This is a genomic window from Achromobacter sp. JCM 18799 (assembly GCF_055395645.1).
The window spans coordinates 1,529,615-1,551,616 of sequence record NZ_AP043866.1 but is presented as its reverse complement, the minus strand read 5'-3'; the positions used below and the strand labels follow the sequence as shown (position 1 = coordinate 1,551,616).

18 protein-coding genes are annotated in these 22,002 nt (G+C 67.8%); 16 read left to right on the top strand and 2 right to left on the bottom strand.

The features are described from left to right. Positions 1-70 precede the first annotated feature (70 nt). A complete protein-coding gene (locus ACZ5YA_RS07385) occupies positions 71-637 on the bottom strand; it encodes a hypothetical protein (protein WP_306637222.1) in 567 nt (188 codons plus the stop codon). Between the two features lie 177 nt (positions 638-814). Between ACZ5YA_RS07385 and ACZ5YA_RS07380 the strand changes: the two genes are divergently transcribed. The 9 genes from ACZ5YA_RS07380 to ACZ5YA_RS07340 all read left to right on the top strand — a co-directional run bounded on the left by ACZ5YA_RS07380 (position 815) and on the right by ACZ5YA_RS07340 (position 12,290). Continuing rightward, positions 815-1,591: a GntR family transcriptional regulator gene (locus ACZ5YA_RS07380; protein WP_118933295.1), complete on the top strand. Its 777-nt coding sequence runs from the start codon at positions 815-817 to the stop codon at positions 1,589-1,591. A gap of 93 nt (positions 1,592-1,684) precedes the next feature. Continuing rightward, positions 1,685-2,644, top strand: a complete 960-nt coding sequence (locus ACZ5YA_RS07375) for a Bug family tripartite tricarboxylate transporter substrate binding protein (protein ID WP_464092279.1) — start codon at positions 1,685-1,687, stop codon at positions 2,642-2,644. Between the two features lie 32 nt (positions 2,645-2,676). After that, positions 2,677-3,399, top strand: a complete 723-nt coding sequence (locus ACZ5YA_RS07370) for an arylmalonate decarboxylase (protein ID WP_464092278.1) — start codon at positions 2,677-2,679, stop codon at positions 3,397-3,399. Positions 3,400-3,722: 323 nt separating this feature from the next. Further along, the gene (locus tag ACZ5YA_RS07365; RefSeq protein WP_059373140.1) at positions 3,723-4,436 is read left to right on the top strand and encodes a gluconate 2-dehydrogenase subunit 3 family protein; all 714 of its coding nucleotides are present in this window, start codon (positions 3,723-3,725) and stop codon (positions 4,434-4,436) included. Between the two features lie 3 nt (positions 4,437-4,439). Next, positions 4,440-6,215, top strand: a complete 1,776-nt coding sequence (locus ACZ5YA_RS07360) for a GMC family oxidoreductase (RefSeq protein ID WP_059373138.1) — start codon at positions 4,440-4,442, stop codon at positions 6,213-6,215. 12 nt (positions 6,216-6,227) lie between these two features. Continuing rightward, positions 6,228-7,541 (top strand): cytochrome c, encoded by a 1,314-nt coding sequence (locus tag ACZ5YA_RS07355; RefSeq protein WP_059373137.1) that lies wholly within the window; start codon positions 6,228-6,230, stop codon positions 7,539-7,541. Positions 7,542-7,797: 256 nt separating this feature from the next. Further along, entirely contained in the window at positions 7,798-8,310 is a 513-nt protein-coding gene (locus ACZ5YA_RS07350; RefSeq protein ID WP_464092277.1) for a P-loop nucleotide/nucleoside kinase family protein, read from the top strand. A gap of 69 nt (positions 8,311-8,379) precedes the next feature. Next, positions 8,380-10,023: a VRR-NUC domain-containing protein gene (locus ACZ5YA_RS07345; protein ID WP_464092276.1), complete on the top strand. Its 1,644-nt coding sequence runs from the start codon at positions 8,380-8,382 to the stop codon at positions 10,021-10,023. Continuing rightward, positions 10,020-12,290 carry an ATP-dependent DNA helicase gene (locus tag ACZ5YA_RS07340; RefSeq protein ID WP_280016212.1) on the top strand — a complete coding sequence of 757 codons (2,271 nt, stop codon included), beginning with the start codon at positions 10,020-10,022 and terminating at the stop codon, positions 12,288-12,290. The genes ACZ5YA_RS07345 and ACZ5YA_RS07340 overlap by 4 nt, the downstream gene beginning before the upstream one ends. Here the strand turns inward: ACZ5YA_RS07340 and ACZ5YA_RS07335 are convergent, their stop codons facing one another. After that, a complete protein-coding gene (locus ACZ5YA_RS07335) occupies positions 12,291-12,698 on the bottom strand; it encodes a group III truncated hemoglobin (protein ID WP_059373127.1) in 408 nt (135 codons plus the stop codon). A 217-nt stretch (positions 12,699-12,915) separates the two neighbouring features. Between ACZ5YA_RS07335 and ACZ5YA_RS07330 the strand changes: the two genes are divergently transcribed. The 7 genes from ACZ5YA_RS07330 (at position 12,916) to cheB (ending at position 21,998) form a co-directional block, all read left to right on the top strand. After that, positions 12,916-14,397 carry an amidase gene (locus ACZ5YA_RS07330; RefSeq protein WP_464092275.1) on the top strand — a complete coding sequence of 494 codons (1,482 nt, stop codon included), beginning with the start codon at positions 12,916-12,918 and terminating at the stop codon, positions 14,395-14,397. A 248-nt stretch (positions 14,398-14,645) separates the two neighbouring features. Next, positions 14,646-16,265, top strand: coding sequence for a methyl-accepting chemotaxis protein (locus tag ACZ5YA_RS07325; RefSeq protein WP_464092274.1), 1,620 nt, complete (start codon positions 14,646-14,648; stop codon positions 16,263-16,265). Further along, positions 16,265-16,801: a chemotaxis protein CheW gene (locus tag ACZ5YA_RS07320; protein WP_464092273.1), complete on the top strand. Its 537-nt coding sequence runs from the start codon at positions 16,265-16,267 to the stop codon at positions 16,799-16,801. The genes ACZ5YA_RS07325 and ACZ5YA_RS07320 overlap by 1 nt, the downstream gene beginning before the upstream one ends. Then, positions 16,798-18,081, top strand: coding sequence for a CheR family methyltransferase (locus ACZ5YA_RS07315; protein WP_464092272.1), 1,284 nt, complete (start codon positions 16,798-16,800; stop codon positions 18,079-18,081). Before ACZ5YA_RS07320 ends, ACZ5YA_RS07315 begins: the two co-directional genes overlap by 4 nt. Before the next feature lies 1 nt (position 18,082). Next, positions 18,083-18,736 (top strand): chemotaxis protein CheW, encoded by a 654-nt coding sequence (locus ACZ5YA_RS07310; protein ID WP_223283417.1) that lies wholly within the window; start codon positions 18,083-18,085, stop codon positions 18,734-18,736. Beyond that, entirely contained in the window at positions 18,733-20,991 is a 2,259-nt protein-coding gene (locus tag ACZ5YA_RS07305; RefSeq protein ID WP_464092271.1) for a response regulator, read from the top strand. The genes ACZ5YA_RS07310 and ACZ5YA_RS07305 overlap by 4 nt, the downstream gene beginning before the upstream one ends. Next, the gene (cheB, locus tag ACZ5YA_RS07300) at positions 20,988-21,998 is read left to right on the top strand and encodes a chemotaxis response regulator protein-glutamate methylesterase (protein WP_059373119.1); all 1,011 of its coding nucleotides are present in this window, start codon (positions 20,988-20,990) and stop codon (positions 21,996-21,998) included. The genes ACZ5YA_RS07305 and cheB overlap by 4 nt, the downstream gene beginning before the upstream one ends. Positions 21,999-22,002 lie beyond the last annotated feature (4 nt).

Genomic DNA, 22,002 nt, shown 5'->3' with positions numbered 1-22,002 from the left:
CCATGCATGTCGCGCATGGCGTTGCCACGTGCGGCGGCCAAGTTTTGAAACAATTCGCCGGGAGCATGCCTCAGAACAGGTTCAGCGCCCGCGCCACCCACCAGCCCAGGCCGATCGCGACGCCGATCAGCAGCGTCCTGCGCAGGCCGCCGCCCTTGGGCGGCACGGCGCCCGGCGGCAGGCCCGTGTTCGGGGCGGACTGAACGGATGCCGCCGGGGCGCGGGTCGGCGCCGGGTCATCGGTCTCGATCACGAATTCAGGCTTGGCGTCCTGCGGCTTCAATCCCGGCGCGAGGTTCTCCACGTCCACGCCGGCATTGCGCAGCATGTCCCACAGGCCGCCGTCGCCCTGGCCGGCGCGCAATGCCTCGATGCGTTCGCGTTCGGCGCGCGGCACGTCGTCCAGGCTGTCGTACTTGCGGCCATTGACCGTGACCGCGCCGTTCTTGATCTCGACCTTGAAGGACTCGCCGTTTTCGGTGCCGGCATAGCTCCAGGTCTCGTTGACCGTGGCGCCGTCCATCCCGCCGTCCAGCAGTGCTTCGATGTTGGCGCGCTGTTCGGGCGTCAGGTCCTGCGCGGCGCTCCAGCTGCGCGTCGTCGTGGTGCTGCGCCAAGTCTTGGTCTTGTCGTTCATTGGATATCCATAGGTGTGCGGATCGCGTCCAGCGCGGCATGCCTTGTCATTAATGCAGAAGGCGTTTTCCTGTCAAGAAAATCAGAACGGCGCGCGGCTTGCCGGAGCGCGGGCGTGCGTTGATATATCAGATCTCCCTGACGATAATTCTTCCACTGTTGCCCGCTAGGAATCGTGATGCAGAAGCCTTACCCCGCCACGGCGGCTGATCGGATACGGCAGACGCTGGAGGATCAGATCGTCAATGCCGAGTTGCCTCCGGGCCTGGCGCTGGACGAGGCGTTGCTGGCGCAACGTTGCGGCGTTTCGCGCACGCCCGTGCGGGACGCCTTGCTGCAGCTTTCGGCCCAGGGCTTCGTGCACATCAAGCCGCGTGTCGGCATCTTCGTGGCGGCGCTGGAACCCGGCGAACTGGCCAATATGTTCGAAACCCTGGCCTATCTGGAAGGGCTGTGCGCGGGGCTGGCCAGCCAGCGCATCACCCAGGCCGGGCGCGCCGAACTGCTGGCTGCGCACCGCGACGCCGAGCCGGCCCGGGCCGCAAGCCGTCCCGGCGGCTACGCCGCGGCGAATCTCGCGTTCCACGACATCCTCTATCGCGCCAGCGGCAACAGCTACCTGATCCAGCAGATCATGGCGATACGCAAGCGCACCCATCCGTACCGGCTGCGGCATTTCGACCAGCCGGGCCGCCTTGCCTGTTCCTGGCGGGAACACGCCGGCGTGCTGGAGGCGGTGCTGGACGGCGACGAGCGTGCGGCCTCGCAGGCCGCCACCCGCCACATCGTCGAGGGCGGGCAGCAGTTCCGCGAGTTCGCCGAGCGCTTTCCGCAGGGGCTGTACGCCGCGGTAGGCAGCATGCGCGCCGCGGAGCAGGCCGCGCCGGCCGCGGCCACGCTTGCCTGGCTGTATGGCCCGCGCACCGCGGGCAGGCATACCAAGCCGGTCAATTGAACCTTGTCCACCGCGTTTACCGGCGCCGGCCGGGGCGCGATGCTGTCCGGCGTTTTTGCGCCATCGATCAAAAACAGAAGCAGGAGACTAGCCGTGTTCCATCGAGTTGCAGGCCTTGCGGCCGCCTTGTTCATCGCCGCCGCCAGTCCGGCCGCGCAGGCGCAGACCACGCCGGTCAAGATCGTGGTCGGGTTCTCGCCGGGCGGCGGCGTCGATACCTTGGCGCGCCTGTTGGCCCAGGGGCTGGCGCAGGCGATCGACCGGCCGGTGGTGGTGGAAAATCGCGCGGGGGCTGGAGGCACCATCGCCGCCGACGTGGTGGCGCGCGCCGAGCCCGACGGCGCGACCTTGCTGTTGGCGGATACCTCGCTGCTGCTTGCGCCGCACATCTATCCGAAGGTCAATTACCGGATGAACACGAGCTTCACGCCGGTCGCCATGGTGGGCGACGCCGGGCTGGCCTTGGCGGTACCCGCAGCCAGCCCGGCGCGCACGCTGCCGGACCTGCTGGCCATGGCGCGCAAGGAGCCGGCCCGCTACACCTATGCCTCCGTAGGCGTGGGCTCCATGCATCATCTGGGTGGCGAACTGATCAAGTCCATGGCCAACGTGGATCTGGTGCATGTGCCATACAAGGGCGGCAGCCCGGCCACCCAGGCGGTCGCATCGGATCAGGTGTCGTCCGCCATTTCCAGCCTGCCGGCGGTGATTCCGCAGGCAAGCGCGGGGCGCATACGCATTCTGGCGGTGCTGGGCGCCGAGCGGTTCCCGGGCTTGCCGGATGTGCCGACCGTGGCAGAGACGCTGCCGGGCTTTGACGCGACCCCGGCGATCTTCCTGCTGGCGCCAGCCAAGACGCCGCCTGCCGCGCTGGCAAGGATCACGCAGGCGCTGCCGCAGGTATTGTCCGACGCCAAGCTGCGGGAAGCTTTCATCGCGCAGGGTTCGCTGGTGCGCTACCAGCCCGCCGACGCGCTCGCCGCGTGGCTGCCCGCGCAGGAGCAGCGCTGGGTCGACCTGATCTCGCGCGCCAAGCTGACCTTCGCCCCTTGAGATTTTCGGTATCCACAGTAGGAGAACTTTTCATGCAGCAAGCAAGCACTCCCACCATCGGCATGATCGTGCCGCCCGCCGCGGGTCTGGTGCCGGCGGATGGGGCGCGGCTCTATCCCGATCTGCCCTTCATTGCCAGCGGGCTGGGGCTGGGCTCCGTCACGCCGGAAGGCTATGACGCCGTGATCGAATCGGTGGTGGACCATGCGCGCCGCCTGCAAAAGCAGGGTGCGGCGGTGGTTTCGCTGATGGGCACCTCGCTCAGCTTCTACCGGGGCGCGGCCTTCAATGCCGCGTTGACCGTAGCGATGCGCGAAGCCACGGGACTGCCATGCACGACCATGAGCACGGCGGTCCTGAACGGATTGCGCGGCCTGGGCGTGCGCCGCGTCGCGTTGGCGACGGCCTATATCGACGATGTGAACGAGCGCCTGGCGGCATTCCTGGCCGAAGAGAGCCTGGTTCCCACCGGCTGCCGCAGCCTTGGCATCACGGGCGTGGAGGCCATGGCGCGCGTGGATACGGCCACGCTGGTCGACCTGTGCGTGCGTGCCTTCGAAACGGCGCCCGATAGCGACGGCATCCTGCTGTCTTGCGGCGGCTTGCTGACGCTGGACGCCATACCCGAAGTCGAGCGCCGCCTGGGCGTGCCAGTGGTGTCGAGTTCGCCGGCGGGGTTCTGGGACGCCGTGCGGCTTGCGGGGGGAGGGGCCAAGGCAAGGCCCGGATACGGCCGGCTGTTCGACGAGTCCTGACGATAGCGGCTCGCCGGCGGCAAGGCCGCAATCGCGCGCTAGCCGCGCACCGCAGTGACATGAAACCCGCGCAAGCGGGTTTCTTACTTTGTCCTTAATGCAAAACTTATTTTCATGTCAAGAAAATCGATCTGATATGGTCTGTTGAGCGTATCAGATGGCTTAAAAAGCGCATAATGTGCGCACCCTTTCCCAAGCTGCATGTCATGGGGATCGGGTCGATTTTCTGTAAGCGAAGAGCGTGTTGTCACTAGCTCGGCGGTTCGTGTTCCCAGGTTCATGTTCGGTAGCTAGGACAACTTGGAGTATTCACGGAGATGTCTATGACAGAAGACGCAAAGCCGCGCAGGCGGTTCCTGCAGGCGTTGGCCATCGTGCCGGCGTCGACGCTGGCGGTGGGCGCAATGACCACCGGCTGTACCAACGAGCCGGATAGCGCCGCTGCGCGCGCGGCCAAGCCCTACGAACCCACCTACTTCACCAAGGCCGAATGGGCCTTCATCGTGGCCGCGGTGGATCATCTGATTCCCGCAGACCAGTACGGTCCCGGCGCCATCGAGGCCGGCGTGCCGGAGTTCATCGACCGCCAGATGGAAACCCCGTTCGGCCACGGCAAGCTCTGGTACATGCAAGGTCCGTTCCACACCGACCAGGTGCCGGAACTGGGCTACCAGCTGAACCAGAATCCCCGCGAGGTCTACCGCCACGGCATCGAGGCCTGTGACGCCTGGTGCGTGAAGACGCACGGCAAGGTCTATGCCGAACTGGACAAGGCGCTGCAAGAGCAGATCCTCAAGGACCTGCAAGGCGGCAAGATCGAATTCGAGAGCGTGCCCGCCAGGACGTTCTTCAGTTTCCTGCTCTCCAACACGAAGGAAGGTTTTTTCGCCGATCCGATGTACGGCGGCAACAAGAACATGGTGGGCTGGAAGATGGTGGGTTTCCCGGGTGCGCGCGCGGACTTCATGGACTGGGCCGACCAGCCCAACGCGAAGTATCCCTACGGCCCCGTGTCGATCTCTGGGGAGAAGGGTTAAGCCATGGCGATCAAAAAAGACAAAGTCGATGCGGTGCTGGTCGGGTTCGGCTGGACCGGCGCGATCCTCGGCCAGGAGCTGACCGAGGCCGGGTTGCACGTGCTGGCGCTGGAGCGCGGCGCGATGCAGGACACGCCCAAGGACGCCGAGTACCCCAAGGTTGCGGACGAGCTGGCGTATTCCGTGCGCGGCAAGCTGTTCCAGGACCTGTCCAAGGAAACCGTGACCATCCGCCATGGCGTGGACGATGTGGCGGTGCCGTACCGGCAGAACGGTTCGTTCCTGCTGGGCACGGGCGTGGGCGGGGCGGGCTTCCACTGGAACGGCATGCACTACCGCGTGTTGCCCGAAGAGCTGGAGCTGCGCACCCGCTACGAAACGCGCTATGGCAAGAGCTTCATTCCTGAAGGCATGACCATCCAGGATTTCGGCGTGACCTATGACGAGCTGGAGCCGTACTTCAGCAAGTTCGAATACGTCTGCGGCACCTCCGGCAAGGCCGGCAACCTGAACGGCCAGATCGTCGAAGGCGGCAACCCGCTGGAAGGCAAGCGCAGCAAGGAATTCCCGCTGCCGCCCCTGACCACCACCTACGGCGCCCAGCTGTTCGACAAGGCGGCGCGCGAAGTCGGCTTCCATCCGTATCCGGCGCCCGCGGCCAATGCCTCGGGTCCGTACACCAACCCATATGGCGTGCGCCTGGGGCCCTGTAATTTCTGCGGTTTCTGCGAGAACTACGGCTGCTACATGTATTCGAAGGCCTCGCCGCAGACCACCATCCTGCCGGTGCTGCTGAAGAAGCCCAACTTCGAACTGCGCACGCATTCGCACGTGATCAAGGTCAATCTGGATTCCAGCGGCAAGAAGGCCGTGGGCGTGACCTACATCGACGCGCAAGGCCGCGAAGTGGAGCAGCCGGCGGACCTGGTGATCCTGTCGGCCTACCAGATGCACAACGTGCGCCTGCTGCTGCTGTCCGGCATCGGCAAGCCCTACGATCCCAAGACCAATGAAGGCGTGGTGGGCAAGAACTACGCCTACCAGATGAACGGCGGCGTCAGCGTGCTGCTGCCCAAGGGCACCCAGCTCAACCCCTTCGTGGGCACGGGCGCGGGCGGCGTGGGCATGGACGACCTGAACGGCGACCAGTTCGACCACGGTCCCCTGGGTTTCCTGGGCGGCGCCAGCATCCGCCACGTGCGCTACGGCGGCCGTCCGATCAAGCAGACGCCCACCATGCCGGGTACGCCCACTTGGGGCACGGGCTGGAAGGCCGGGGTGCAGGACGCCTACCAGCGCCACATGACCATAGGCATTTCCGGTTCAGTGATGTCGTACCGCGACGCCTACCTGTCGCTGGACCCCACCTACAAGGACAGCTTCGGCCAGCCTCTGCTGCGCATGACCTTCGACTGGCATGACAACGAATTCGACATGCTGGGCTACATGGGCAAGCGCATGGAAGAAGTGGCCAAGGCCATGAAGCCCGAAAAGTATGCCGTGGGGGTGCGCAAGAAGGGCGCGCGCTACGACACACGGGTCTACCAGAGCACGCACAACACGGGCGGCGCCATCATGGGCTCCAATCCCAAGGAAAGCGTGGTCAACAAGTACCTGCAGAGCTGGGACGTGCCCAACCTGTTCGTGATGGGCGCCTGCGTGTTCCCGCAGAACATGGGCTACAACCCCACCGGCCTGGTCGGGGCGCTGGCCTATTGGTCGGCGCAGGCGATCCGCGACCTGTACCTGAAGAACCCCGGCCCGCTGGTCCAGGCTTAAGGAGACGGCACAATGATTAAGCAGACCATTGTTGCGGCCATCTCCGCCCTGGCGGCCAGCGCCGCGTTCGCCGCGGACGGCACGCCGGCCGCCGCCGACGCCCAGATGATCAAGCAGGGCGAGTACCTGTCGCGCGCCGGCGACTGCATCGCCTGCCACACGGCCAAGGACGGCAAGCCGTTCGCGGGCGGCCTGGGCATCGATTCGCCGCTGGGCATGATCTATTCCACCAACATCACGCCCGACAAGGACACCGGCATCGGCGGCTACTCCTACGAGGACTTCGACCGTGCCGTGCGCCACGGCGTGGCCAAGGACGGACACTCGCTGTATCCGGCGATGCCGTACACCGCCTACGCCAAGGTCACGCCCGAGGATGTGAAGGCCCTGTACGCCTATTTCATGCACGGCGTCGAGCCGGTGAAGCAGGAGAACAAGGACACGGACATCATCTGGCCTTTGTCGATGCGCTGGCCGCTGGGCGTGTGGCGCTGGATGTTTGCGCCCGACGTGGCCACGGCGCCGGTGACGGCTGACACCCAGGGCGCCGACCGCGCCGCGCTCTTGCGCGGCCAGTACCTGGTCGAAGGCCTGGGCCATTGCAGCACCTGCCACACGCCGCGCGGCGTCGCCTTGCAGGAAAAGGCGTTGACCGAGGCGGACGGCTCGGCCTTCCTGTCCGGCGGCGTGGTCGAAGGCTGGCTGGCCAAGAACCTGCGCGGCGACACCACCGACGGCCTGGGCAGCTGGAGCCAGGCGGACATCGTGGCCTTCCTGAAGTCCGGCCGCAACGGCCATTCCGCGGCTTTCGGCGGCATGGCTCAGGTGGTGGGCGACAGCACGCAGCATCTGTCCGATGCCGACCTGAACGCCATCGCGGCCTATCTGAAGAGCCTGCCGCCGGTGAACAAGGACGCCACCAAGCCGCTGGCCTACAACGAGTCCGTGGCGCAGGCGCTGCGCACAGGGCACGACAAGGGCGACGGCGCCATGGCTTTCCTCAACAACTGCGCGGCCTGCCACCGCAGCACGGGCAAGGGCTATGCGGAAACCTTCCCGCAGCTGGCGCTCAGCTCCACGGTGAACTCGGCGGACCCCGCGTCCCTGATCCACATCGTGCTCAAGGGCGCGCAGATGCCGGCCACCGCCGCCGCGCCGACTGCTTACGCGATGCCGGGCTTTGACTGGCGCATGACCGACAAGGAGGTCGCCGACGTGGTGACGTTCGTGCGGTCCAGCTGGGGCAACCAGGGGGCGGCCGTCACCGCCGCCGACGTGGCCAAGGTGCGCAAGGATGTGGGGGCGGCGCCGCAGCCGGCGCGTTGACGCCTGACCGCGCGCGCGGCGCCGGCAAGCCCTTGCGGCTGCCGGCGCCGCGTTTTTCATGGGCGATTTGACAAGCCCCGATGCCGGGCGCAAGCTACGCCACATGCATAGCCCCGCAACCGCCTTCGCGCTGATTATTACCACCATCAGGTCCATGGTGGGTTAGCGCGCGTCGGTACATCGCTACATAAACCCGCCAGAGGCGGGTTTTTTGTTGGCCCGCCTCCTGCCGCAGTTTTTTCCAGGAGAGCACTTCATGATGTCCACAGAACCTTCCTCCACGGCCACGCCCATGCTGCACTTCCTGTGCGGCAAGATCGGCGCCGGCAAATCCACGCTGGCGCAGGCGCTGGCGGCGCGGCCCGGCACCATCCTGCTCAGCGAGGACAGCTGGCTGGCGACGCTGTACCCCGGAGAGATCGTGGACCTGACCGACTACGCCCGCTGCGCCAGCCGCCTGCGCAACGCCATGGGCAGCCATGTGGCGGCGCTGGTCAGGGCGGGTTTGTCGGTGGTGCTGGACTTCCCGGCCAACACGCGGCGCAGCCGCGCATGGCTACGCCAGGTGGCGCAAGAGGCCGGCTGCGCCCATCAGCTGCATTTCCTGGATCTGCCCGACGAGGTCTGCAAGGCCAGGCTGCGCGCGCGCAATGCCTCGGGCACGCACCCATACACCACCACGGACGAACAATACGACGCGATCACGGCGTACTTCGTCGAGCCGGAAGAAGACGAAGGTTTCGTTCTGGTGCGCCACGGGCAGGCCTGAAGCGCGGGACGCGGGCCGGGCGCGCCTGCTATGATTGCTGGATAAATATCCAGTCCTCCGGCCCGGCCGATGTTTCCCGCCTACCGTTACTACTATCTGCACAACTTCCAGCGCGCGCTGACCTGGGTGGGCGAGCGCTACGCCGACCTGCTGGACGACGCCGAGCGCCGCTTCATGGCGGAATTTCCCGCCTTGCCGCAGGCATCCCAGGCCCTGATGGTGCGCATGCTGATGCGGCGCGGCCCCTGGTTCCGCGCCAGCCGGCTGACCTACGAAGAGATCGGCGCGACGGAGGCCGCCGCGGGCCCGCTGCTGCAATTGGGCTGGCTGGACGCGCAGGCGCCGATGACGCTGGATGAACTCTTCGGCCTGCATACCAAGCCGGAGCTGAACCGCATGTTTGCGCAGCTGCCGGCCAAGTCCGCCTCGCGCAAGGGCGATCTGCTGGAGGCCGCGCGCGCGGCGCACGCGGAGGCGCGGCCTTATGCGGACTGGAATCCCGCGGCGGACGAGTCGGTCTGGCGGGTCACCGTATCGGACATCTGCGAGCGATTCCGCCTGATGTTTTTCGGCAATCTGCACCAGGACTGGTCGGAGTTCGTGCTGGCCGACCTGGGCGTGTTCCAGTACGAGACCGTGCCGTTCGACGCTTCGTCGCGCGCGTTCCAGACGCGTGAAGACGTGGACTGCTATCTGGCGCTGCACGCCTGCCGCGTCGCGCTGGAAGAGGGGGCCGATGCCGATGCGCTGATGCTGGCCGTCCAGGCCTGCGCCAGCGGCAACCCCTGGCTGGAAAAGCGCCGGGCCAAGGTTCTGCTGCGCATTGGGCAGGCTTGCGAGCGGTTGCAGGACTGGGGCACCGCGCAACGCGTGTACGAGGCCTGCGCGTATCCCGGCGCGCGCCACCGCCGCATCCGCGTGTATGAGCGCATGGCGCGGCACGGCGACGCATTGGCCCTGGCGCTGCAGGCCCAGGCTCAGCCTGAAAGCGAAGAGGAAAGCCAGCGCCTGGCGCGCATGCTGCCGCGGCTGTACCGTGGCGCAGGGCAGGGCGCTCCGGCGCGCGAACCGGCTCCCGCCTTGCTGCGCACCGATCTGACGCTGGCGCGGCCGGCAGAGCCCGCTTCGGTGGAGTTCGTCACGCGCGACCACCTGCACCGCGACGATGCGCCCGTGCACTACGTGGAAAATGCGCTGATCAATTCGTTGTTCGGACTGCTGTGCTGGCCCGCGGTGTTCGCGCCCTTGCCGGGCGCTTTCTTCCACCCGTTCCAACGCGGCCCGGCCGACCTGGACGCGCCGGATTTCCATGAGCGCCGCGCGGCGCTGTTCACCCAGTGCTTGGCGCAGCTGGACACGCCGGGCTACCGCGACCTGATCCTGCAACGCTATGTCGAAAAATCCGGCCTGCAATCGCCCTTCGTTTTCTGGGGCGCGCTGTCGGAGGACCTGCTGACGCAGGCGCTGGACTGCCTGCCTGCCGCCCACTTGAAGCTGTACTTCGAACGCCTGCTGCGCGACGTCAAGACCAACCGCTCCGGCCTGCCGGACCTGATCCGCTTCTGGCCGGCCGAGCGCCGCTATGAACTGATCGAGGTCAAGGGGCCGGGCGACAAGCTGCAGGACAACCAGATCCGCTGGCTGCGGTATTGCGTGTCGCATGGCATGCCGGTGCGGGTGTGCCACGTCAGCTGGCGCGAGGACGGTGCATGAGCTATGCCGTGGCGGTGCGCGCCCTGTGCGAATTCACGGCGCGGGCAGGGGATCTGGACCTGCGCTTCACGCCCGCGCCCACCGGCCTGGAGGGCATGGCGGGCCACGCGGCCGTGACGGGCCGCCGGGGGCCGGATTACGAGACCGAGGTGGCGCTGTCCGGCCAGCATGAAAATCTGCTGGTGCGCGGCCGCGCCGACGGCTACGACCCCGTGGCCAAGCAACTCGAAGAAATCAAGACCTACCGCGGCCAACTCGATAGCGTGCGCGACAACCACCGCGCCGTGCATTGGGCGCAGGCCAAGGTGTATGGGCATCTGCTCTGCCAGGCGCGCGGACTCGCAAGCCTGCGCGTGGCGCTGGTGTACTACAACGTGGTCACCGAGGAAGAGACGGTGCTGGTGGAAACGCATGAGGCCGCCGCGCTGGAGGCGTTCTTCCGCGAGCAATGCGGACGATTCCTGGCCAGGGCGGCGACGGAACTGGCGCACCGCCAGTCGCGCGACGCGGCGTTGGAGGCGCTGAAGTTTCCGCACGGCGAATTCCGCGCGGGTCAGCGCGAGCTCGCCGTGGCCGCGTACCGCACGGCCCGCGACGGCGGTTGCCTGATGGCGCAGGCGCCCACCGGCATAGGCAAGACGCTGGGGACGATTTTTCCGCTGCTCAAGGCCAGCCCGGGCGCGGGCCTGGACAAGATCTTCTTCCTGGCCGCCAAGAGCCCGGGCCGCGGCCTGGCACTGGAGGCGCTGGACACGGTCAACGCGCAGCCCGCCGCGCCCGGCTTGCGGGTGCTGGATCTGCAGGCGCGCGACAAGACCTGCGTGCATCCGGACCTGGCCTGCCATGGCGAATCCTGTCCGCTGGCCCAGGGCTTCTACGACCGCTTGCCGCAGGCGCGCGAGGCCGCGCTGGCGCACGCGCGGCTGGATGCCGCGACGGTGGCCGCGGCCGCGCGCGAACACCAGGTCTGTCCGTACTACCTGTCGCAGGAGCTGATCCGCTGGAGCGACGTGGTGGTGGGCGACTACAACTACTACTACGACGCCACGGCAATGCTGTACGCCATGACGCAGGCCTACCAGTGGAAGGTGTCCGTGCTGGTGGACGAGGCCCACAACCTGGTCGACCGGGCGCGCCGCATGTACACGGGCGAGCTCGACCAGGGCTCGCTGGCGGCGGCGCGCTACGCCGCGCCCAAGGGGTTGAAGAAGTCCCTGGATGGCTTGCAGCGCTCATGGAACGCGCTCAACAAGAAGCAGGCGGAGCGCTACCAGGCCTATGACGAAGTCGCGGCCGGGGTGCTGGCCGCGGTGCAGAAGGCGGTCGGCGCGATCATGGAGCACATGGCCGAAAACCCGTTGCCGCAGGATGATCCCGTGCTGGGGTTCTATTTCGAGGCCTTGCAGTTCATGCGCCTGGCCGAGCAATTCGGCTCGCATGCGCTGTTCGACGTGACCTTGTCGGACGCCAGCGCGGCCGGCGCCAAGACGCCGCCCTCCGTGCTGTGCGTGCGCAACGTGATCCCGGCGCCGTACCTCGCGGCGCGTTACGCGGCCGCGCACGCCACGGTGCTGTTCTCGGGCACGCTGAGCCCGCAGCAGTTCTACCGCGACACGCTGGGCCTGCCCGCGGCCACCCCCTGGCTCGACGTGGCCGCGCCATTCCAGGCCGAGCAGCTGGCGGTGAGGGTGGTGGGCAATGTGTCCACGCGCTATCGCGACCGCGAGCGCTCGCTGTCGCCCATCGTCGAACTGATTGCGCGGCAATACGCCGAGCGGCCGGGGAACTACCTGGGCTTTCTCAGCAGCTTCGACTATCTGCGCCAGGTGTCGGACCTGATGCGCGAGCGCCATCCTTCGGTGCCGATCTGGCTGCAGACGCCGGGCATGGACGAGGCGGGCCGCGCCGCGTTCCTGGCGCGCTTTACCGAAACGGGGCAGGGCGTGGGTTTCGCGGTGCTGGGCGGCGCTTTTTCAGAAGGCGTGGACCTGCCCGGCAAGCGGCTGATCGGCGCGTTCATCGCCACGCTGGGGTTGCCGCAGGTGAATCCCGTGAACGAGAACATGAAGCGCGCCATGGACTTGCGCTATGGCGTGGAGAACGGCTACGACTACACCTACCTGTACCCCGGCATGCAAAAGGTGGTGCAGGCGGCGGGCCGCGTCATCCGCACGGAACACGACGTGGGCACGGTGCACCTGATCGACGACCGCTACCGCCGCGCCAAGGTGCGCGGCTTGTTGCCCGGCTGGTGGCGAGTGGAGTGATCAGGCCGGGCGCAACTCGGTCAGCGGCTGGTTGGGATCGCGGCTGAGCTGGTAGCCGTACCACAGGCTGCGCGCCATGCGCCTGGCCATTTCCTGTGCCGCGTCGGCCAGGGCGCGGTTGGGCAGGGCGTCGGTGGTCTCCTGCCACAGCGCCAGCCAGCGCTCGAACAGTTCCGCGCTGAGATGCGGCATGGCGGCATGCTTGGGCATGGGCATGCCGGTGAAGCGGCGTGTGCCCAGCAGCACGGCGGACCAGAAATCCGACAGGGTCGCCAGATGCTCGTCCCAGTCGTGCACTTGACTGTTGAAGACCGGGCCCAGCTGCGCGTCGGCGCGCGCCTTGCCGTAGAAGGCGTGCACCAGGTCGCGGATTTCGGCTTCGGTGCAGATGTCGGCGGTCGAGTTCAAGCTCGTCTCCTTGGGGGGCGGATGGCGATCTTAGGGCGGGTGCGCCCGCCAGCGGTTTGATCTGGCGCAAGTTTTCCGGCCTGCCGCGGGATCCGGCGCGGCAAGCGCGGCGCCTGTGGTTTGCGTAGTATTGTCTGCCTGCGCGGCCGGCGTCCGGCAAGCGCGACCCCATATGAACAGGCGCCCCGAGTCGAAGGCGCGCCGCAAGGAGACCCGCATGACCATTGCCGCCCCGGCCGCAGCCGCCCCATTGAACGACATCGTGGCGCTGCCCGCGCACGCGCTGTCCGAGGCGATCCGCAAGCGTCAGGTGTCTTGCCGCGAGGTCATGGCGGCCTATCTGGCGCACATCGACCGGGTCAATCCCAAGCTCAACGCCATCGTTGCGCGGCGCGACAGCGACGAACTGCTGCGCGAAGCCGATGAGCGCGACGCCCAACTGGCTGCGGGACAGTGGCTGGGCTGGCTGCATGGCATGCCGCAGGCGCCCAAGGACCTGATCGCGGTGCGCGGCATGGTCACGTCCATGGGCTCGCTGGTCTACAAGGATCAGGTCACGGCGCATGACTCCATCATCATCGAACGCATGCGCGCATCCGGCGCCATCTTCATCGGCCGCAGCAACGTGCCGGAGTTCGGCTTGGGCTCGCACACCTATAACCAGGTGTATGGCGCCACCGGCAACCCCTACGATCCTTCCCGGACAGCGGGCGGCAGCAGCGGCGGGGCGGCGGCTGCGCTGGCGGCGCGCATGTTGCCGGTGGCGGACGGCAGCGATTTCGGCGGCTCGTTGCGCAATCCCGCGGCGTTCTGCAACGTCTACGGCATGCGTCCGTCCGCCGGCCGGGTGCCTTACGGGCCATCGACCGAGGTGTTCCTCAAGCAGCTCGCGTTTGAGGGGCCGATGGGCCGCACGCCGCGCGACGTGGCCATGCTGCTGTCCGTGATGGCCGGCCCCGATCGCCGCGTGCCGTTGTCCCTGACCGGCGACCCGGCGCAGTTCGCCCAGCCGCTGGACGCCGACCTGCGCGGCAAGCGCGTGGGCTGGCTGGGCGACTGGAATGGCTATCTGCCGATGGAGGCGGGCATTCTGGAACTGTGCGAGCAGGCGCTGGCCGACCTGGCGCAGACCGGCTGCGTAGCGGTCGACTACCAGGTGCCATTCGCCGGCGAGCGCCTCTGGCGCATCTGGCTGGCCCACCGCCACCTGATGGTGGGCGGACAACTGCACCCCCTGGTCCAGAATCCCGAAACCCGCAAGCTGGTGAAGCCCGCCGTGGTCTGGGAGGTCGAAGGGCTGGAAGGCATGACGGCGCGGCAGGTTTACCAGGCCACGGAAGAGCGTAGCGCCTGGTATCAGACCGTGCTGCGCATGTTTGACGACGTGGATTATCTGGCGGTGCCGTCGGCCCAGGTGTTCCCCTTCGACGCGGCGCTGGACTGGCCCAAGGAGATCGCCGGGCGTTCCATGGACACCTATCACCGCTGGATGGAGACCGTTACGCCCTGGACGCTGGCGGGCTGCCCGGTGATCAGCGTGCCGGTGGGATTCAACGCCGCCGGGCTGCCCATGGGCATGCAGCTTATCGGGCCGCCGCAGGCCGACCTGGCCGTGCTGCAGCTTGCGCACGCCTACGGGCAGGCGCGCGACTGGGTGCAATCCCGCCCGCCCGCGGCGCTCTGGAGCGGCGCCGCCTGAAAACGGGTCCGGTACGCATTGTTGCGGGAAAAGACAAGCCCTTGTAAGAGGGCTTTGCTTTTTTCCGACGCAAAACGCCATATTTCCGGCAATTTCCGCGTTTTACGTGGCTGTCGGCGTTTGCCTTTGCAATAATTGTCGACCAACTCACAACATCCCGTAATAAATGGACAGCCTTGTGTCCCTGGTTTTGTTCCAGAATATTTCGGTCCAATCGACGAGTTGATTTTGCATAGAGGTCTCCCGGCATGAAGAATCTGACACTACGCCAGCGCATCCTGGCCAGCTTCCTGGCGATTCTGGCCATCATGGCGTTGATGGTGGTGATGGATTACCGGCGCCTGCTGGTCATCGAGTCCGAAGTCGAGCTGATCAATAACGATGCCGTGCCCGGCATCTACTACAGCACCTCGATCCGCGCCTCCTGGTTCGCCGGTTTCGTGCTGGTCCAGGATGCCTTCAATATGGAGACGGAGCAGGAACGCAGCAGCATCCTGGCGGGGCTGCCCGAAACCGATAAGCTGCTGGCGGAACACACTGAACAGTACCGCCGCACCATCGCGCGCGACGATGACCGGCAGATGTTCGAGGAGTTCGAGAAAGAACTGCAGGAGTACAGGCGCATTCGCGCCAACATTCTTGCACCCGCCACGCTGGCGGACCCGGCGCGGGCGCAGGGGCTGATCAAGGCCGACCTGCGACCGGCGTTCTACAAGGGCCGCGACATCCTCGCCAGGATGGTGCTGGAAAACAAGAAACAGGCCGATGAAGCGGCCGTCGCCATCAAGCAATCGGTGAGCAGCGCCGAAACGCGCATGCTGCTGTCGCTGGGCCTGGCGATCGTGGCCGCCATCATCTGCGGCATCCTGCTGATGCGCGCCATCGCCAATCCCATGCGCGCCATCGTCAAGACGCTGGAGGCCACCGGCGGCGGCGATTTGACGCGGCGCCTGACGCTGGCGCGCAAGGACGAATTCAACGCCATCGAAACCGGCTTCAACGGCATGGTGGACGAGCTGACCGGGCTGGTCGGCAAGACGCAGCGCTCCGCGGTGCAGGTGGCCACCTCCGTTACCGAGATCGCGGCCACCTCCAAGCAGCAGCAGGCGACGGCTTCCGAAGTCGCCGCCACCACCACCGAGATCGGCGTGACCTCGCGCGAAATTTCCGCGACCTCGCGCGAGCTGGTCCGCACCATGGCCGAAGTCTCCGGCGCCGCCGAGCAGACCGCGGCGCTGGCGGGCAGCGGCCAGGTGGGCCTGGCGCGCATGGAAGACACCATGCGCAACGTGGTCGGCGCGGCCGGTTCGGTCAACGCCAAGCTGGCGATCCTGAACGAGAAGGCCGGCAATATCACACAAGTGGTTACTACCATCACGAAAGTGGCGGACCAGACCAACCTGCTGTCGCTGAACGCGGCGATCGAGGCCGAGAAGGCGGGCGAATACGGCCGCGGCTTCGTGGTGGTGGCGACCGAGATCCGCCGGCTGGCGGACCAGACCGCCGTCGCTACCTACGACATCGAGCAGATGGTGCGCGAGATCCAGTCCTCGGTGTCGGCCGGCGTCATGGGCATGGACAAGTTCTCCGAGGAAGTGCGGCGCGGCATGGCCGACATGCAACAGGTGGGCGACCAGCTGTCGCAGATCATCCAGCAGGTGCAGACGCTGGCGCCGCGCGTGCAGATGGTCAACGAAGGCATGCAGGCGCAGGCCACCGGCGCCGAACAGATCAACCAGGCCTTGCAGCAGCTGAGCGACGCCGCCCAGCAGACCGTGGAATCGCTGCGCCAGTCCACGCTGGCGATCGAGGAACTGACGCTGGTCGCCAACGACCTGCGCAGCGGCGTTTCGCGCTTCAAGGTGTGATGGTTGCCATGGCGCAGCACGCTCCCTCTGCCGCGGCCGGACGCCGGCTGTACCTGCTGTTCCGCATCGGCGGCGACCGCTATGCGCTGGACGCAAGAGACATTGCCGAGGTGCTGGGCCTGCGCCAGTTCAAGCAGGTGCCGGGCGCGCCCGCGTGGGTGGCCGGCGTGATGGACCGCCGCGGCGTGGCAGTGCCCGTCATCGACATGAGCGCGCTGGCGGGGGGCGGAGCGGCCGCCGCCGTGACCAGCACCCGGCTGGCCCTGGTGCGCTATCAGGCGCAGGCAGGCGGGCCGGAGCATCTGCTGGGACTGATCCTGGAGCAGGCGACCGAAACCGTGCACTACGATCCCGCCGCGTTCCAGTCCGGCGGCCTGGACAATCCGCAGGCGCGCTATCTGGGCGCGGTGCTCGGCGATGCCGGCGGCATGGTGCAGGCCGTCAACGTGGGCGACCTGCTGCCCGCCCCGGTGCGGACGCTGCTGTTTCCCGCCCATGCCGATGCCGCTGGCGCGGCGCGCGAGGCGCGGCCATGATGCTGATCGACGAGTTCAGCGCCTTGCTCAAGCGGCGCATGGGCCTGGATAGCGGCTCCATCGGCAAGGCCGCCGTGGAGCGCGCGGTGCGGCGCAGAATGGGCATGGCCGGCATTGCCGACGAACAGGACTATCTGTGGCAGGTGCAGGCTGCACCCGCCGAGATGCAGCAGCTGATCGAAGCGGTCATCGTGCCGGAGACCTGGTTTTTTCGCTATCCCGAATCGCAGACGGCCATGGCCGCGCTGGCGCGGGCGCGCCTGTACGCCGCGGGCGCCGAAGGCCGTGTGCTGCGCGTGCTGAGCGTGCCCTGTTCCAGCGGCGAGGAGCCTTACTCCATTGCCATGGCGCTGCTGGACGCCGGCGTGCCCGCCGAACGCTTCCAGATCGACGCCTTCGACATCAGCGTGCGCATGGTCGAGTTCGCGCGGCGCGGCCTGTACGGCCGCAATTCGTTCCGCGGCGATGACCTGGGCTATCGCGACCGTTATTTTTCCGAGACCGCCGACGGCCACCAACTGGCCGCCCACGTGGCGGCGCAGGTGCGGTTTCAGGCGGGCAACCTGTTCGATCCCGATCTGCTGGCCGGGGTGGCGCCTTATGACTTCGTGTTCTGCCGCAACCTGCTCATCTACTTCGACGCGGCGACGCAGGCCCGCGCGGTGCAGGTGCTGCGCAGCTTCACGCGCGAGGATGGCGTGCTTTTCGTCGGCCCGGCCGAAACCACCTTGCTGACGGGCCGCAGGCTGCCCGCGGTGCCGATGGCGCGTTCGTTCGCCTTTCTGGCCAAGCCGCTGCCGCCGCCCGCGGAACCTGCCGCGCCGGCGGCTGCGCGGCCCATCGTGCACAGCTGGATGCCGCCCAGGAGGCCGTTGGCCCAGGCGCCGGAGCCGGGCCTGCCCTTGGCGCATGCGCCCATGCCGGCGATACCCGCGGCGCCCGTGGCCGCCTCGGCCGCGTTGCCCGACGCGCAGGCCTCCTTGCGCCATATCGCGACCCTGGCCGACCAGGGCCGGGTGCAGGACGCGATGACGCAGTGCCTGGCGCACATAGGCGCCCACGGCGCGAGCGCCGAGGCCCTGTATCTGCAAGGCCTGCTGCAGGACGCGGCAGGCGATGCGCGCCAGGCGCAAGCGGCCTACCGCAAGGCGCTCTACCTGGATCCGACCCATCGCGAAGCCCTGCTGCACCTGGCCGCGCTGGTGGCGTCGGACGGCGATCACGAAGCGGCCAGCCGCCTGCAGGCGCGCGCGGCGCGCGGGGAGGCGCGACGTGGATGAAATGATGCACGCGCTGTCCGACGTGGACGACTGCTGGAACCGCATCGGCATCCGCGGCGACAAGAGTTGCGCGCAATTGGCCGAGCACGTGCACTGCCGCAACTGTCCGGTCTATGCGGCGGCGGCCAAGCGCATACTTGACCGTCTGCCGCCGCAAATGGAAGAGCAGGGCGCCGAAGCGGCCCCGCAGGAGCGCGGCAGGCTGTCTTCGCTGCTGGTGTTCCGCGTGCACCGCGAATGGCTGGGACTGCCGACCCGCGCGCTGGATGAAGTCGCCGGCAGCCGCGGCATCCTGAGCCTGCCGCACCGCCGTGACCCGGCGATGCTGGGGGTGACCAACGTGCGCGGCTCCCTTACCGTGTGCGTATCGCTGGCGCGTCTGCTGGGCCTGGAGGCCGCGGTCGAGGACGCGCGCGAGCGGCCCGCCACGGCGCGCATGCTGATCCTGGGCGGCGCGGGCCGCGCGGTGGTCGTGCCGGTGGATGAGGTCGAAGGCATGCATGCCGTGGACCTGGACGGGCTGGAGCCCCTGCCCGCGACCGTGGAGGGCGCAAGCCTCAAGTACTCGCGCGGCATGGCCCGCTGCGGCGGACGCGCGGTGGGCGTGTTGGACGAGACCTTGCTGATGCAAGCTTTGGAACGGAGCCTGGCGTGAATCCGGAACAGATGCGCGACGCCTCGCTTCTGGAATTGTTCCAGCTGGAGACCCGCACCCAGGTGCAGGTGTTGAACAAGGGCCTGCTGGCGCTGGAACACGACCCCACGTCCGCGCCGCAGCTGGAAGCCTGCATGCGCGCGGCGCATTCGCTCAAGGGCGCGGCCCGCATCGTCGATCTGCATCCGGCGGTGCGCATCGCGCACGCCATGGAGGATTGCCTGGTCGAGGCGCGCGAAGGCCGGCTGCGGCTGCAGGCCGCGGACATCGACGCCCTGTTGATGGGCGCGGACCTGTTGCAGCGCGTGGCCACGCCGGGCGCGGAGCTGGGCAGCGAGATCGACGAACTGGTGGCGCGGCTGAGCAATGCGCCGCATGCGCTGCCGGCAGCGCCGGCTGCCGCGCCGCTCCCCAAGCCCGCGGATTTCCTGCCGCCGATTCCGGTCCTGGATGAGCCGCCCGCCACCGCGCCGCAACGGCGCAGCTCGGACGCGGGATTGGGCGAGGGCGAACGCGTGCTGCGCGTGACGGCCGACACCCTCAATAAATTGCTGGGCCTGTCCAGCGAAACCCTGGTGGAGTCGCACTGGATCGCGCCCTTCGGCGCGTCCATGCTGCGTCTGAAGCGCATGCAGGCGGGCGCGGTCCAGGCGCTGGATGGCGTGCGCGCGGCCCTGGCTGGCCAGGCGCTGGACGCGCAGGCGCAAGCCGCGCTGGACGATGCCTTGCGCATCGTCCAGCAATGCCAGCAGGAGCTGTCGCAGCGCACCAGCGAGGTCGACGAATTCGGCTGGCGCATGGGCCACCTGGCCCAGCGTCTGTACGACACCGCGTTGGCCTGCCGCATGCGGCCGTTCGGCGACGGGGTGGGCGGGATGGCGCGCATGGTCCGCGATGTAGGCCGCGCGCTGGGCAAGCAGGTGCGGCTGGAGATCGAAGGCGAATCCACCCAGGTGGATCGCGACATCCTGGAAAAGCTGGATGCGCCGCTGATGCACCTGCTGCGCAACGCAGTGGACCACGGCATCGAGATGCCGCAGGACCGGCTGGCCGCGGGCAAGCCGGCCGAAGGCCGGATCAGGCTGTCGGCGCGCCATGCGGCCGGCATGCTGCTGATCGAGCTGAGCGACGACGGCGCCGGCATTTCCTTGGACCGGCTGCGCGTGGAAGTGGTGCAGCGCAAGCTGGCCAGCGCGGAAACCGCGGCCAGGCTGACCGAGGCCGAGCTGCTGGAGTTCCTGTTCCTGTCGGGTTTCAGCACGCGCGGCGAAGTCACGGAGATCTCGGGGCGCGGCGTGGGGCTGGACGTGGTGCAGACCATGGTGCGCCAGTTGCGCGGCGCGGTGCGCATCCAGCAAGTGACGGGGCAGGGCACCCGTTTCATGCTGGAGATGCCCTTGTCGCTGTCGGTGGTGCGCAGCCTGCTGGTCAAGGTGCAGGAAGAGATCTACGCTTTCCCGCTGGCCTACGTCAACCACGCGCTGCAAGTGCGCGCCGAAGACATCGAACAGCTCGAAGGGCATCAGCATTTCCGTTTCATGGACCGCCAGATCGGGCTGGTTTCCGCGCGCCAGATCCTGCGCACGGGCGGCGCCGCGCCGGCCGCCGAAACGGTGTGCGTGGTGCTGGTGGGCGACCACGACCGGCTTTACGGCGTGGCCGTGGACCGCTACGTGGGCGAACGCACGCTGGTGGTGCAGCCCCTGGACCCGCGCCTGGGCAAGGTGCAGGACGTGATGGCGGGCGCCCTGATGGACGACGGTACGCCGCTATTGATCCTGGACGTGGAAGACATGCTTGTGTCGGTGCAGAAGCTGGTGGAAGGCGGACAGCTGAGCCGGGTGGACGGCGCGGGCGCGGCCGAACAGGCGCGGCGGCGCAAGCGCGTGCTGGTGGTGGACGACTCGCTCACGGTGCGGGAGCTGGAACGCAAGCTGCTGCTGAACCGCGGCTTCGACGTGGCCGTGGCCGTGGACGGCATGGACGGCTGGAACATGTTGCGCAGCGAGGCATTCGACCTGGTGGTGACCGACGTGGACATGCCGCGCATGGACGGCATCGAACTGGTGTCGCGCATCAAGGCCGATCCCAAGCTGCAGGGCCTGCCGGTGATGGTGGTGTCGTACAAGGACAGGGAAGAAGACAGGAGGCGCGGGCTGGACGCCGGCGCCGACTATTATCTGGCCAAGGGCAGCTTCCATGACGACGCGCTGCTCGACGCGGTGGAAGACCTGATCGGAAAGGCGCGCACGTGAGAGTCGGAATCGTCAACGACATGCCGATGGCAGTGGAAGTGCTGCGGCGCGCGATCGCGCTGGAGCCGGGGCTGGACCTCGCCTGGGTCGCGACCAACGGCCAGGAGGCCGTGGACCTGTGCGCCCGCGACCGGCCGGACGTGGTGCTGATGGACCTCATCATGCCCATCATGGACGGCGTCGAAGCCACGCGCCGCATCATGGCCGAAACGCCCTGCGCGATCGTGGTGGTGACCGCCGACGTGGCGCGCCATACCTCGCGCGTGTTCGACGCCATGGGCCACGGGGCGCTGGACGCGGCGGACACGCCAGTGATCGGCAGCGGCGACATGCGCATGGCGGCGGCGCCGCTGCTGCGCAAGATCCGCAACGTGGGCTGGCTGATCGGCCGCTACGGCAAGCGGCCCGCGCTGACGCCGGTCGCACGGCCCATGCAGCTGGCGGACGCCAAGCGGCTCCTGGTCATTGGCGCGTCGGCTGGCGGCCCGCCGGCGCTGGCGCAACTGCTGAAGGGAATCCCGCCGGAGTTCCCCGCCGGCATCGTGCTGGTACAGCACGTGGACGCCTCGTTTGCCGCGGGCATGGCGGACTGGCTCAATGAACAGGCGCCGCTGCCCGTCAGGCTGGTGCGCGAGGGCGAATGGCCCGAGCCCGGCCAGATACTGCTGGCTGGCACGGGCGATCACCTGCACATGCTGGCCGACGGTACGCTGCGTTACACCGAAACCCCCAAGGAAAGCCTGTACCGGCCTTCCATCGACGTTTTTTTCCATAGCGTGGCGCAGCACTGGCGCGGCCTGGCCGTCGGCGTGCTGCTGACGGGCATGGGCCAGGACGGCGCGCGCGGGCTGAAGGCGCTGCGCGAGCGCGGCTACCTGACGATTGCGCAGGACCAGGCCAGCAGCGCCGTCTACGGCATGCCCAAGGCCGCGGCCGCCATGCAGGCGGCCGTGGAAATCCGCCCATTGGACCAAATCGCTCCCCGCGTGATCCAGGCCTTTGCCTGAGCGC

What these genes read in the sequence shown, in the direction of transcription:
- ACZ5YA_RS07385 (WP_306637222.1), bottom strand. Translation starts at nt 637, where the DNA reads ATGAACGACAAGACCAAGACTTGGCGCAGCACCACGACGACGCGCAGC.
- ACZ5YA_RS07380 (WP_118933295.1), top strand. Translation starts at nt 815, where the DNA reads ATGCAGAAGCCTTACCCCGCCACGGCGGCTGATCGGATACGGCAGACG.
- ACZ5YA_RS07370 (WP_464092278.1), top strand. Translation starts at nt 2,677, where the DNA reads ATGCAGCAAGCAAGCACTCCCACCATCGGCATGATCGTGCCGCCCGCC.
- ACZ5YA_RS07365 (WP_059373140.1), top strand. Translation starts at nt 3,723, where the DNA reads ATGACAGAAGACGCAAAGCCGCGCAGGCGGTTCCTGCAGGCGTTGGCC.
- ACZ5YA_RS07360 (WP_059373138.1), top strand. Translation starts at nt 4,440, where the DNA reads ATGGCGATCAAAAAAGACAAAGTCGATGCGGTGCTGGTCGGGTTCGGC.
- ACZ5YA_RS07355 (WP_059373137.1), top strand. Translation starts at nt 6,228, where the DNA reads ATGATTAAGCAGACCATTGTTGCGGCCATCTCCGCCCTGGCGGCCAGC.
- ACZ5YA_RS07350 (WP_464092277.1), top strand. Translation starts at nt 7,798, where the DNA reads ATGATGTCCACAGAACCTTCCTCCACGGCCACGCCCATGCTGCACTTC.
- ACZ5YA_RS07345 (WP_464092276.1), top strand. Translation starts at nt 8,380, where the DNA reads ATGTTTCCCGCCTACCGTTACTACTATCTGCACAACTTCCAGCGCGCG.
- ACZ5YA_RS07340 (WP_280016212.1), top strand. Translation starts at nt 10,020, where the DNA reads ATGAGCTATGCCGTGGCGGTGCGCGCCCTGTGCGAATTCACGGCGCGG.
- ACZ5YA_RS07330 (WP_464092275.1), top strand. Translation starts at nt 12,916, where the DNA reads ATGACCATTGCCGCCCCGGCCGCAGCCGCCCCATTGAACGACATCGTG.
- ACZ5YA_RS07325 (WP_464092274.1), top strand. Translation starts at nt 14,646, where the DNA reads ATGAAGAATCTGACACTACGCCAGCGCATCCTGGCCAGCTTCCTGGCG.
- ACZ5YA_RS07320 (WP_464092273.1), top strand. Translation starts at nt 16,265, where the DNA reads ATGGTTGCCATGGCGCAGCACGCTCCCTCTGCCGCGGCCGGACGCCGG.
- ACZ5YA_RS07315 (WP_464092272.1), top strand. Translation starts at nt 16,798, where the DNA reads ATGATGCTGATCGACGAGTTCAGCGCCTTGCTCAAGCGGCGCATGGGC.
- ACZ5YA_RS07310 (WP_223283417.1), top strand. Translation starts at nt 18,083, where the DNA reads ATGATGCACGCGCTGTCCGACGTGGACGACTGCTGGAACCGCATCGGC.